This is a genomic window from Marinicella marina, assembly GCF_030065545.1.
Taxonomy (GTDB): Bacteria; Pseudomonadota; Gammaproteobacteria; order Xanthomonadales; family Marinicellaceae; genus Marinicella; species Marinicella marina.
On record NZ_JASJNC010000003.1, the window covers coordinates 176972 to 189903 of the forward strand.

A 12932-nucleotide genomic window follows, 5' to 3' on the forward strand; every position below is an offset into this window, starting at 1 on the left:
ATTAAAATAAATCATCCTCATCAATATCTGGGGCTGATTTCAGCTTCTGATATTGTTTTGGCATAAATTCATCGAGAAAAACATCCACTTCATCGTAGCATTTTATTTCGCCATTTTCATACAACAAAACTTGAGATATTTGCGCTTTAAACTGAACTACGGACTGCTTAAACTGCAATGGTCTGTTGGAATAAAACCACAACCTATCATGACTCTGGCTGGCAATCAGTTGTGCAATTTGGCCATCGATTTGGTGACATTTTTCAACACCATGATTCAATTTCAACAACTGAGGAATCATTGGTGAGGCTTCAATACTGCCATTAAAATAAAAAATTAAACCATCACCAAATTTGCATACTTGCTTGTCATTGGGTTGAGGATTCAGTATCTGAAACACCAGTTCTGTTTCTGGCAGAAATCGACTGAATGCAACTGTGGCAGATGACATTTGTTGCAAACCATTACCAGCATACCGCAATGCAACCAAGAACAATATGAGATGAAACCAATCAATTGCTCCGCTTTGTCCAAACGAACTGTAAGCAATAATGATGAGCGCACTGCCTAAAATCAAAAACAAGTTGTTGACCCAAACCACATGAATTTCAGCCAAACGACGTCGGTACTTTAACAGTGAAAAATAGCTGTAATCAGTGGCCTCAACCGCTTTAATTGTTTCACCACTAAATCGATTATTTTGAAACAACATATCGTCAATCACAACGGTCATTTTTTTGTTTGTTTTCTCAGCAACAGCAATCAGCTTAACTTGGTTTCTTGCCGCATTACGATTGATGAAATACAACAAGACCAGATACAAAAATGCCAAGGGAATCAAATACAACAACAACACAGCATCGAGTTTCATCAGCGCCATAAATGCCACCAAAAAGGTGATCAAGGGCACCATCATCCTGACCAAACGCCTGACAACCAAACCAGTCAGTTGTATACTGGTTTTGATGATGCGATGGGTTTTTTTCCGCGGTTCATCGGCAACTGCTGCCAACCAATCAACTTCATCTTTTTGGTTAATTGCTGCTAACACTTTTTGCAGCACATTCACTTGGAACCTGATGATTGATCGCATACCAACTTGGTAAGACTCATACATCATGAACACACCAAACATACCAGCTAAACTGATTTGACTTAACCAAAGTAAGAAGGGTTGGGAGAAAAAAGTAATCAGCGTGTCTGAATTGAACTGATTTAAGTATTCAGAATCATTCAAATTATTCAATCCAGCAATTAAACCCAGTATCCAAACCAGACCCAAGGCCACTGACAACCCCATCATGATTTGAATCAACCAAAAAGCCTTTTTTTCTTCAGAATAATAGGCCCTAATCATCCACCTGAACACCGTTAAATAGTGCTTCAATTGTTTGCTTAAAGAGTTATTATTTGACAATTTGGGTTTGCCTTTAGCCTTTGGTGTGCCAGTTCAATAACTCAGTATAAGCTTTGTTACTGGCTCTGTATTGAGACACCATTTCATCGGTGATACCAATTTCGCCCATCCTTTTAACAAAAAGTTCTTTTGCAAAAGCATACAGTTCCATATCGATCGCATTGATCTCTTTGATTCGACTGATGGTTGATGCCGCAATCTTGGTTTTATCAGATTTTACTTTTGAAGCGTTCATTCTGCGATAAAAAATATCTCGCCAACCCAATGTGCGTTGTGCCATGACCAAGAATTCGTCATACATTTCGGTCAAACCAAACAAACTGAATCTGTGCTCAAGTTGGTGTTTCACATCCTCCAACAATTGAGCTGAAGACCTTTTGTCTTTTTTCCATTCATTGCGTTTCAACAAACCCATAATTCGATGGGTTTGGGCGTTAGGCATCTCATCAATTTGCGGGTGTTCAATAAAATCCTCCAAACTCATGTCCTTAGCTAAAGGGTATTTCGGGTGATTTTCACTGGAACGCAAGTAATCATAATATGATATGACGCGAGAGACAGGTTCCCGCAGCATAGTGAATTGAGCGGCAAATTTGCGATCAAATAACTGGTGATAGTAGTCATTCAACTCGTAATGTCCCATGATGGTTCTGAACATTTTCCCATCTTTAAACATACCCGCCACATGGCGATCAAAAGCAGGGCCATTGACTTGGTAAACATAATCAATGCGATAGTTTTTTGCCGTGATGTAATCTAATGTGGTGCCACCAGTTTTTGGAATATGAAAAAAAACAACATGGAAACCAGCCAAACCTGGCAAAGGCTTTTTTGTGGCTCGCCTCACCATTCTGCGCCACTTCAGCATCTTTTCATCAATGACTTTATTGTTAAGCTCATTGCGTTCAGCAATAGAAAGCTTATACCAAGAATTTAATTTATTTTTTAAAGTATATTGTTTATTCAGGTTCACATTTTTACTTTATTTTAAAGGGGAGTAGTATATGTTATGATGCTAAAATTTTGTAGTAATAAAAGCATGAGATCAATCGAAGACTATCAGCGAAATCAAGTAGACTACGCTTATCTGGGAGACAACAAAGCGCTGGCAATGACCTATTACGGATGCAGGTTACTGATTGACACCAGAAACATTCAACACATGAGAATCATCAGCCATGGCTGTTATGAGCCTGCTGTGGCCTGGGCGATAGAAGAAAACCTTTCATCAGGCGGCAAGATGATTGATGTAGGCACCAATTTAGGCTATTTTACCTTGCTGGGCTGTAAGTTAGCAGGTCACACAGGGCAAGTCATTGGCTTTGAAGCCAATCCAAATATATATCAAATGATGACTTCATCTGTATTTGCCAACGCCTTCAGAAAAAGATCAGTCACGCACAATCTGGCTGTCTTCAATGAGAACAAATCATTTGAATTTACTTGGGACTCTGCTGGCCATGGCGGTGGCCGAATTGTTAACAGCAGCAATCAAAACCTGGAACAAAACACCGCTCATGTAGAAGCCGTTAAATTAGATGATTTCCTGAAAGGCGAAGATCGAAAATTTGATTTAATGAAAATAGACACAGAAGGCTCAGATCCTTTCGTGCTAGATGGTGCAAAAACAATCATGCAAGAAAACCCTGGCTCAACGGTTATTCTGGAGTGGTCACCACGATTTATGGCAGCACGAGGTTTCCCTCTTGATGAGGCCATCAAATTGATAGATACCATCTCCAAAGAAATTCATCATGTTACAAAAATCGGTTCTATGAGGTTACTAGAACCAGCGGACTTAAGAAACATTCATCATGGTAATTTGCTGCTTAAACTGTGATTGAAGCATGAAAGTTTTCTTGTTTGTCTTTTGTATGAGTCTCACTCTGACTACCCATGCAAAAGACCTTGAGCTGTTATCTCAAGTTGACATGTTTGATGCAGGCCTGGCACTGATTAACGATGATGACAAATATGATATTTACACCATCAATCATAATTTTGCTGAAAGTTATTTACTATATGATTCCTCAGGTTTTAGCCTAAAAAAGGCTATAGGCTTATCACAAACCAGAGATCTGCCCCTGTATGAACCTGTTGGACGGTCGCCCACCAGTCTGCAACAAGGCTTAAATATATTTTCACCTGATAGAAACCATTTATTGTTATATTGCAACAAGTGCAGCAAAGAGACTGCTGGAGAAATTGTGGTTGCCACCCCAAGGGTTGTGACTGATTCAGTTAAGGTTGTTCACACCATGAACGGTGAGGTTGAGGTGCAGCCATTCAAAAAGGACTCTGCTGAATTCCTGAAAATCAAATTCAACTTGAAACCTCAAGGCATCATTGTTTTGAAACCTTTATTCCCTGATTTGGTTTTTCAGTACAAAGTCTCACTACCCAGCGATCAAATCTATGTAGGGCATGCTGGAACCAATCCTCAAAACAGTTCATTCACCTTTAACACCCAAGACAACCATTCCTCAGCATGGGCAAAAGTCAATCAAGACAACCTCACAGACGTGTTCATGGCCACCGGTGGGCTGCGAGCCAGAATAAAAGAATTTCATCCCGCGCAAATCATATCGGAACAGGTGTACAGTTTTGATAGGTCCAGCCAAAAATACACCGACGCCAATGACGTGATTAAGATCAGTGGCATTAAATGCAGAACTTATAAATCAATGTGGCTTGATTTTGAAAACGACGGTGATTTGGATTTATATCAAGGCTGTCTAAACAGTCCAAATAAATTGCACATCCAACAAGATGTTGGCAGCGGTCAGTTCATTGAATCTGCTGAGAAATTTGAGCTCAATTTCAGACAGTCTGATGAATTCAAATGGTTTGACTATAACCAAGATGGCCTGCTTGATTTCATCACCATAAATAGAAATCGATTACATGTATACGCCAGAGATTTAAAAAATTCATCGGGCAAATTTAAATTAAAATACAAAGGTGCCATTCTTGGCAACAAGCTTAATTCTGTCACTGTTTCAATCAAAGTGGCAGACTTAAACAATGATGGCCTGTTGAGCATTTTAGTGACCACAGCTGATCACTTATTTATATATGATGTAGCACAAAGTTTCAAAATCTCACCCGTTAAACTCAGTCAATTGGCACTGCCAGAGTCAATCAAAGGGCATGTCAGTATCAATGATGTCAACTTTGATGGCCTGTTAGATATTATCAGCTTCCAACAAGGCATTTTTCTGAATCAGGGCAACTCAAAATTCAAACTGTCTGAAGCACACAAAGACCTTTTTATAGACAGGAAATACCATTTCAACAACTTGATTTGGTTTGACAACGAAAACAATGGTAACTGGGATGTCTTGGCAGCTCAATCCTACCCAACCAAAGCCAACAAAAAAAAGACCCAGCTGTTAAATTATAGTTTCAAAGAAATGAAAAAGTGGGATCACCTCAAACTTTTTAGCAACTTACCCAACATAAACTTATGGTTGTATGTTGATTTAATTGGCCCGCCATTCAATCGCGATGGCATAGGGGCAAAAATCAAGGTAACGACCCCCAATCATTCTCAAACACGCCAAGTCATGGGAACCGAGGACTCATTTCACAGCCAAGGACATTACCGCCAATACTTCGGCTTAGGGCAAGCAAAAATCGCTGACATAGAAGTCATTTGGCCTGATGGAAAGGTTCAGAAAATAAGCCAAGTCAATGCGCAACAATTGCTGAAAATCAAATACGAAAACCCTTAACTTATCTGCTTTTGATGATTCTATCAAGCACGGATCTGAGCTTGTTTCGTTGCCAGTTATTGGTATTTATAAAAGGGATTACTTAGGTTGTTCTTGTTACCACTGAGGTCTGAATCATTCAACATAACAGTTATCTCGCTGCGGTCAATGCCTTTTGTTGTTACTTCATTAACAGTCAATTCACTCGATATCGCCGCACCTTTTTTAGTCACTCTTGACCAAACACCATGCCCAATAATCATGTGACTGAATTTTGCGGTAGACTTCGACTTTGTTTTGCTTTTAGATTCATTTAACTTTCTGATAATGGCACTTAAATTCAATTTCAAATGGTGTTCTTCAATCGTCGGGTCAAACTTGATTTCTTGCAAAAACAGCTGACCTGACTGAATCTTTTTATCGATGTAGTTTGGATTGATTCGACTTCCTTCGGCATGATAAAAAAGAGATTGATAAGTGAATTTCATTCTTTCAAATTGCGCACCCCAGTAGAGGATTATCTGCTTGCTGGCTTTGCCATTCTGAGCGTAAACGAATGCCCTGATAAACCCACCGCCGCCTCTTTTATCAAATTCTGGTGTTTTTATTACGTATTCCAAGGCTTGGTCTTTTTTTGTTTCGAAAGGAACCGATGCATATGACTCGTGGTACTCATCAAATGTCCACGCACCCCATGGTGAGTTTAATGTCAGATGATTTTTTCCCTCTTTAAAAACATTGATGTAACTGCTTTCTGGGTCTTTGTTGTAGCGATAACTTTTCATCCAAGTGGGATTGCCCTCTTGCAATGCCAAACTGGACATTTCAGCTGGTTTTATCAAACCTTCTTTTCGGAAAAATCGCAAATCTGCTTGGGCATCAAATGATTGAAAACTTTTGGGGTATTTGACTTCGAAATCATGTCCAATTTTGTGTCCAATCAATTCAACTTCTGATCCTGATACTTTGACTTCAAGATAAAAGCCTCGCCTGAAAAATGGTATGCTTGGGTCTTTTTCATAATTGGCATATTCCTCACCAAACGGTCTGGCCATAACAGGGGTGGGGCTGACGATAAATTGAGTGCCTTTGTAGGCTACAGAACTTTTCACCGAAGCTTTGACACCGCTGTGAACATGTCCAGAAAAAACATATTTCACATTACCATGTTCCGTTATCGCATTGAGAATTTGGTGTTTAAAAGAATCTGGCCAGTACGAATAGTATTCCATCTGACTGAGTCCGACTGGCATGATGTGGTAATGCATGAATAACATGACATTTTTAGTTTTGTATTTTGCCAGTTCAGATTTCAACCATTCCAATTGCTTTTTTCTTGCGGCAGGACTCTCATACTTTTCTTGAGCAGCTATAACAATAAACTGCCAATCACCGTAGGCAAAAGAATAGTTGAGCTCTTGATACCCAGACAACTCTTGTTGTATTCTGATGAAATTATCGTCATAGGTTGTGCCATCATGGTTACCATGCACCAGCACGACAGGAGGTTTTTGTTTTCTGACCAAGCGTGAGAAATTATTGAAAGCTTGTGGCTTGACTTTATAGACCAAATCACCGTTGTATACCACAAAATCAACTTCTTCTTTGGCATGTTCTTGGTTCACTTCATCGACAAAATTGTAGAGCAACTGATTGAGTTTTTTCAGTGCTTTAATTTTTGTTTCAGCCTCACCCATTTGCGGATCAGCATTGATAAAAAACCTGAATTGTTTTTGCTTTTGATTTTCTGGCAATTTCGCAGAGACAGCAAATATGGCCAGAAGGCCCAATAAAATCAGCAAGGCAGTAAAAATAATATTTTTATGCATCAGTAGATCTCTTATATTTGACTAAAATACTATGATGTCAGTTAGAAATAATCATCCGATACAGACTCTTCGTCACCTGCCAAGTTAATTTTAACCTCCAATCCTTGTGCAGAATCGGCATTAGCCAGCGCTTCTTCCAAGGTAATGATGCCATCTTTATACATGTTGTATAAGGCTTGGTCGAATGTCTGCATGCCATCCTCCAAAGATTTTTCCATGGCCATTTTCAATTCATTGATTTCGCCACGACGAATCATTTCTCGAATCTGCGGTGTATTCATCAACACTTCACAAGCCGGTCGACGTTTGCCATCAACATCAATCACCAAACGCTGTGATATCACCGCACGTAAATTCAAAGCCAAGTTCATCAACACGTTGTTGTGCATGTCGCTGGGGAAGAAGTTCAGTACCCGTTCCATCGCTTGGTCCGAATTGTTAGCGTGCAGGGTAGCCATACACAAGTGACCGGTTTCAGCGAATGACACCGCTGCCTCCATGGTTTCGGCATCATTAACCTCACCAATTAAAATCAAATCTGGTGCTTCCCTGAGGGCATTTTTCAATGCTGGACCATAACCCAAGGTATCAATACCAATCTCCCTTTGGTTGACCACTGATTTTTTGTGTTTGTGCACATACTCAATCGGGTCTTCGACCGTCAATATATGGCCTGTGGTGTTTGAGTTGCGGTAATCAATCATCGAGGCCATGGTGGTTGACTTGCCTGAACCGGTGGCACCAACCACCAAAATCAAACCCCTCTTTTCCATGATTAAGTCATACAAATGAGCGGGCATGTTTAGCTCATCTAGGTTAGGAATGGTCCCTTTGATGGTCCGAATGACCATTGAAACCTCCCCCCTTTGTCGGAACACATTCACTCGATAACGACCCACTCCTTTGATGGAAACTGCGAGATTACATTCCATGGTTTCTTCAAACTCTTTGATTTGTCTTTCATCCATCAATGAGTAAGCAATTTTTTCCACAATACCCGGCGGTAAGCCGGTGCTGCTCATTGACTGCAAAACACCTTCGGTCTTGACATTGATTGGTGCACCCGTGGTTAAGTACATATCAGAACCATTGTTTTCACGCATGGTTTTCAAAAAATGAGTTAAATCCATAAAGTCCCCTAAATGCTAGTTTTCTGTGGCGTCACAAATCAGACAAACAAATCGAATCCAATTGGGCTTTTTTGACACCCATCAATTGACCTGCCTTGTAAAATAAGTTTTTCTCTAGTAGATGCACTTCGTTGTCAGCGATGGCCAAAGACCATAAATGCCGCAGCAATTCTTGCTTCTGTTCTGTGCCCAAGTAATTATTGATGACATTGGTTTGAGTTTCAAGTGATATTGAGAAGTCAGTGCGCATTTCAGCAGCTTCAATGTAGTCATTGATGTCTTGCTTACTTAATCCCAATTTTTGTGACAAATAATGCGCAAGTACAGTTTTTTCTGCGTACAGCTCAACAAAATCTGCCTTAACCATTTCAATCATCAATTCCACAATGGCTTGGTTCAACTCCCGCTGTTCCGTGTCACTGAGCTGTTTTTCCGTGGGATTCAGCTTTAATAGAGATTTGATTGAACTTAACAAATTCATGCCTGAATACTTGCCGAAGTGATTAAAATACTGATAATACACAATACGCCCTAATGCTGCAAACAACTTTATGCGACTGATTTTTATCTTTTTTCTGCTGATGACGTTCTCTGCTTGTCAAAAACAAACAGTAAAACCAGAGCCCGTATCAACTCCGACGCCATTGGCTACTGAGGATTTGATTTTGGGTATCGAGCGATGTCAGAAAGATGAGGGATGTTTACAGCATCTTAACCAATATTTCTCAGATTTAGCCAGACAATCAAAAATTGAACAAGAACTGACTGATGATTTACCGCCTGAGGCCAACGAAAGTAACAATACAGACCCATTAGCTGTAAAGCAACCAAACAATGAAAATCTGGAGATCATCACCGATCAACCGAATATTGATTTGAACATCCCACTTTTAAATAACACCAAAGTTCAAGCGGCATTGAATGAATGGCTGACATGGAAAAGACCCAAGTTAATTGAAACATGGCAAAACTATCAGTTCTTAAAAAACAAAATTTGGCCACCATTTGCAGACAAAAAAATCCCTGAATCCCTGTTATTAGCTATCATTACCCAAGAAAGTGGAGGCCGGGTACACTCCATGTCCTCTGCTGGTGCCAGCGGCTTGTTTCAATTCATGCCTGCCACCGCCAAACGTTTTGGTGTGATTGGTACCATCGGTGATTATGATGCACGCTATCATCCTGAGACGGCCGCCGTAGGGGCAGCGAAATACATCCAAGAACAGCAAGGCAAATACGGTAATGACTATGCCAAAATATTGGCCGCTTATAACGCTGGTGAAAACAGATTCAGACGATTGAATAAAAAACACAACAACCAATCCATTTGGGACAGCCAGTTTTTTTATGATCTGCCCTCTGAAACCCAACACTACATTGGTACTGTTTTATCTGCCATGTTAATTTATGAAAACCCTGAAGCATTTAATGTGGTATTGAATAAAAGCGATGGATCAACTGCATTAGTTCGTGTCAATTCTGACACCTCTTTGAGTGAATTAGCGGTATGTTTTGGCCAGTTTAACAACGAAATGGGCTGGTATCGAATCTTGAGAAACTTGAACGCATCGGTGAAAGCCAAAAGGGTCATCAAACAGAACGCCGTGGTGGTTATTCCGGCTGAATTAAAATCTGTATACGACAACAAATGTAACAACTCTGATTTGATGAAACTGGCTAAAACCATCCACGACGCGGACTTCCCAGATCGGCCTGCTTTCACCTGGTACAAAATCAGAAAAGGTGATTCATTAAGCACCATCAGTCGCAAGTTCAGGTGCTCAACCAGAAAAGAAATCGCTCAATTGAATAACATCAAAGGACCCAGATACCTGATCAATGCAGGTAAAAAACTGAAAGTTCCCAGATGCTAAAACAGGCTTCAGAAAAACATGTTTTTCTGAGCTGCTTCACCATCCTCAGCCTGTTTCAAGTGGTCTTGGCTGCCAGCAGCGAATTGTTTGTTGATGAGGCATTTTATTGGTTAGAGGGACAACACCTGGCTTGGTCCTACAGCGAGGTTCCCGGCTTCTTGCCCTGGACATTGGCGCTGAACGAATGGCTACTGCCTCATCATCCGTTTTGGTTGAGGTTACCTGGCCTGTTGGCCCTTTTCAGCGTGCCCTGGCTGGGCATGATCCTGGCCAAACAAATTTCCACAAACCATCAAAAACCATGGTCTACGGGCATGTTATTACTGGCTTTGCCATTACTGGGCATCAGCGGCACCCTGGCTGTGGCCGATATTTGGATGGTGTTTTTTTCCCTGCTGTCACTGCTGATTTGGCACAGGGCTTGCCAAAACCAAAAGCCTATTTATTTTTTACTGCTGGGTTTGGTCTTGGCCGTTGGCATCAATACCCACCTCAGGTTTTGGTTGATAGTAATGATCAGTTGTTTGGTGATATTTTGGGTTTACAGAACTGATAAAGAAAGTATCTTTGCACTGTTGAAACTGACTTTTCCCGTCATGTTATTGGGTTTTTTCCCCATCCTTATATTTAACCTCTCTCAAGACTTTCCATTGTTGGCATTTCAGCTGAAAGATCGACACCCTTGGGCATTTCAAGCCAGTCATTTTAAATTCTTTGTGCTGCAAATCATCATCACCACACCATTGGTGTTTTGGTTGTGCTTGAGAACCGCGGCTCTACTCAGTAGCAAATTTGGCAAGCTTGATAGGCCAGTCCGTGTTTTGGCTCTGATTGCATCAGTACACTGGTTGGTCTATGCCATTTTGGGTTTTTACTCAGACAGCCTCCGTTTGAATTTACACTGGACGCTCATTTCATACGTGCTGTTATTGATAGTTGCCTCCACTCAATTAGGCCAACATAACCAAAAAATATTCCGCTGGGGAGTCATCACTGGAACAGCCGCTCATTTGGGTTTACTTACCACCCTTATTTATTGGCAAAACTTACAAGACCCAAAATCCCAACTGAATGCCCAAGTTACGCAAAACGCCATTGGCTGGCAACAGGTATCTACTTACACCGATGAGGTTTTAAACCAGCACCAAGCCAGTCAAGTGATTGCTGATAATTTCATGACGCTGGCACAGTTACGCTATTACTCTGATCAACAAAATATTATTACTGTATTGCCACATCCATTGAACAGCAAACATGGCCGCGATCTACAACTCAAAATTATGGAACTGATGCACCAACCAACAGATAACTCAAGTTTGTTGGTGGTTGAACACTCTGCGCTTAAACTACAACAACAGATTCCTTTTTATCAGCAAACTTGTGCCCAATTAGGCGGCATGAAACTGGTAGATTCGCTGGATTTATTTGCTGGCATAAAAACTTTCCATTTTTTCATAACGGGTCAAGGCGAATGTCAAATGCCGCCAATTATCTATCATGAAAAAAACGCTGAAAAAATTTCAGGATGGGTTTTGCAGGCCAAAAACCATATCTCTCAGCTCGAGTACCTCGACCCCAAAGGTGGTTCTCAACAACCCGTTGAAACAAGCCAATCTGCTTTGGGCAGCAATGAGCTATTCAAATCACTGCCACAATCAGACTCATATCAGTTGATCCACTTCACTTTCGATGACACCAATCCGCCGAATAGGCCGTTACAGCTGCTGATCAATATTGAAGGCAAACAAATACGGAGTGCTCGCCTGAATTAACCGTCTTCTAATAACTGTCGCAAATCAATGACACCGGCATTGGCTCGAGATATATATGAGGCCATGACCAAAGAGTGGTTAGCAAAAAAGCCAAAACCAGATCCGTTCAATACCATCGGTGTCCATATGGTGTCTTGCGCCGCTTCTAACTCTCTGATTATTTGTTTCAGTGAAACCAAGGCATTCTTTTTCTCTAATACGGGTTTAAAATCAACCTCGATGGCTTTCATGAAATGTATCAATGCCCAAGTGGCGCCTCTGGCCTCATAAAAATTATCATCAATTTTGAACCAAGAAGTTTGCACCCTCAACTCACTGGGTTTGAAGGTTGAGGTGGTGGCCACTTCATCGCCACCGGTATCGGTATTGATGCGGTCTTGGCCCACACTGGCACTGAGTTTTTGTGATAAGGAACCTAAACGTTTTTCAACTAAATTTAACCAAGTCACTAAATTATCGGTGCGGGCATAAAACTGTGCCTCAGGATCGGTGCCGTCTGCCAAACGTGAAAGGTAATCATGGAAGTGGGCTTGTCCCTCGCGGTAGCGACCTTCGGTTTGGGGCCAAATCCATTTGTCGTTATCGTTGTGGAATTTGGGGTCAGCCGCAGCCAACTCCTCATCCTCCTCAGACTGGCTTTGTGATCGGCTGATGTCGTTTCGCATGACTCGCGCAAAATCCCGGACTTGGACCAAAACACCAAATTCCCAGTTTGGCATGTTATCCATCAACACAAAGGGCGGCATCACATCGTTGGACATGTAGCCTCCCGGCTTACCCAGCAGCACGTCTGTGACCTCCATAAATGTCGCACCGGTTACATAACCTGTCACCATTGCATGCTGGTGCAAGCTGGCCCTGATTTCTGCATTGCTTTTCACGTCAAAAAAATCCGGCTCTTGGTCGTAATACATGGCCATTAAGATTTGGATAACCAAAAATATCAGAATAACGTAAAGCAACCATTTGCTTTTGAATCTTTTTGTAGAGTACCTATTTTCCATAAATCTAAGTTTATTCAATTAATCAATTCATTGTAATATATTTAGACTGGCTGGGTATGTGCTGAAAGTTATTAGCTTGATCTAAAACACCAAACATGACAATCATTTCACTTTTGCATGCTGCCAATGAGTTTTTCAGAACAAATCAAGCCTGTTTGTCTCTGATTGTTTTAAAAATTGATTTTCAAACACA

Annotated in this window: 10 protein-coding genes; 4 read left to right on the top strand and 6 right to left on the bottom strand. The window is 41.0% G+C overall.

Annotation, left to right across the window (positions count from 1 at the left end):
- Position 1: 1 nt before the first annotated feature.
- Both QNI24_RS05750 and QNI24_RS05755 read right to left on the bottom strand, forming a co-directional pair.
- Complete coding sequence (locus QNI24_RS05750; RefSeq protein WP_267175429.1) at positions 2–1417, bottom strand: hypothetical protein; 1416 nt, start codon at positions 1415–1417, stop codon at positions 2–4.
- A 13-nt stretch (positions 1418–1430) separates the two neighbouring features.
- Positions 1431–2390 carry a sulfotransferase family 2 domain-containing protein gene (locus QNI24_RS05755; protein ID WP_267175428.1) on the bottom strand — a complete coding sequence of 320 codons (960 nt, stop codon included), beginning with the start codon at positions 2388–2390 and terminating at the stop codon, positions 1431–1433.
- 66 nt (positions 2391–2456) lie between these two features.
- On the opposite strand from QNI24_RS05755, the gene QNI24_RS05760 reads away from it, so the two are divergent.
- Together QNI24_RS05760 and QNI24_RS05765 are read left to right on the top strand one after the other, a co-directional pair.
- The gene (locus QNI24_RS05760) at positions 2457–3257 is read left to right on the top strand and encodes an FkbM family methyltransferase (protein ID WP_267175427.1); all 801 of its coding nucleotides are present in this window, start codon (positions 2457–2459) and stop codon (positions 3255–3257) included.
- A gap of 7 nt (positions 3258–3264) precedes the next feature.
- Complete coding sequence (locus tag QNI24_RS05765) at positions 3265–5151, top strand: CRTAC1 family protein (protein ID WP_283708571.1); 1887 nt, start codon at positions 3265–3267, stop codon at positions 5149–5151.
- Positions 5152–5207: 56 nt separating this feature from the next.
- Here the strand turns inward: QNI24_RS05765 and QNI24_RS05770 are convergent, their stop codons facing one another.
- From QNI24_RS05770 to QNI24_RS05780, 3 genes are read right to left on the bottom strand one after another with little or no spacing between them, the layout of a single operon-like run.
- Positions 5208–6959, bottom strand: a complete 1752-nt coding sequence (locus tag QNI24_RS05770) for a metallophosphoesterase family protein (RefSeq protein ID WP_267175425.1) — start codon at positions 6957–6959, stop codon at positions 5208–5210.
- A gap of 41 nt (positions 6960–7000) precedes the next feature.
- A complete protein-coding gene (locus QNI24_RS05775) occupies positions 7001–8089 on the bottom strand; it encodes a PilT/PilU family type 4a pilus ATPase (protein WP_267175424.1) in 1089 nt (362 codons plus the stop codon).
- Between the two features lie 31 nt (positions 8090–8120).
- Positions 8121–8570 (bottom strand): tellurite resistance TerB family protein, encoded by a 450-nt coding sequence (locus tag QNI24_RS05780; RefSeq protein ID WP_267175423.1) that lies wholly within the window; start codon positions 8568–8570, stop codon positions 8121–8123.
- A 70-nt stretch (positions 8571–8640) separates the two neighbouring features.
- Between QNI24_RS05780 and QNI24_RS05785 the strand changes: the two genes are divergently transcribed.
- A complete protein-coding gene (locus QNI24_RS05785; protein WP_267175422.1) occupies positions 8641–9963 on the top strand; it encodes a lytic transglycosylase in 1323 nt (440 codons plus the stop codon).
- Positions 9957–11735 carry a glycosyltransferase family 39 protein gene (locus tag QNI24_RS05790; protein ID WP_267175421.1) on the top strand — a complete coding sequence of 593 codons (1779 nt, stop codon included), beginning with the start codon at positions 9957–9959 and terminating at the stop codon, positions 11733–11735. Before QNI24_RS05785 ends, QNI24_RS05790 begins: the two co-directional genes overlap by 7 nt.
- Here QNI24_RS05790 and QNI24_RS05795 read toward each other — a convergent pair.
- Complete coding sequence (locus QNI24_RS05795) at positions 11732–12739, bottom strand: DUF2333 family protein (protein WP_267175420.1); 1008 nt, start codon at positions 12737–12739, stop codon at positions 11732–11734. The genes QNI24_RS05790 and QNI24_RS05795 overlap by 4 nt on opposite strands.
- Between the last annotated feature and the right edge of the window lie 193 nt (positions 12740–12932).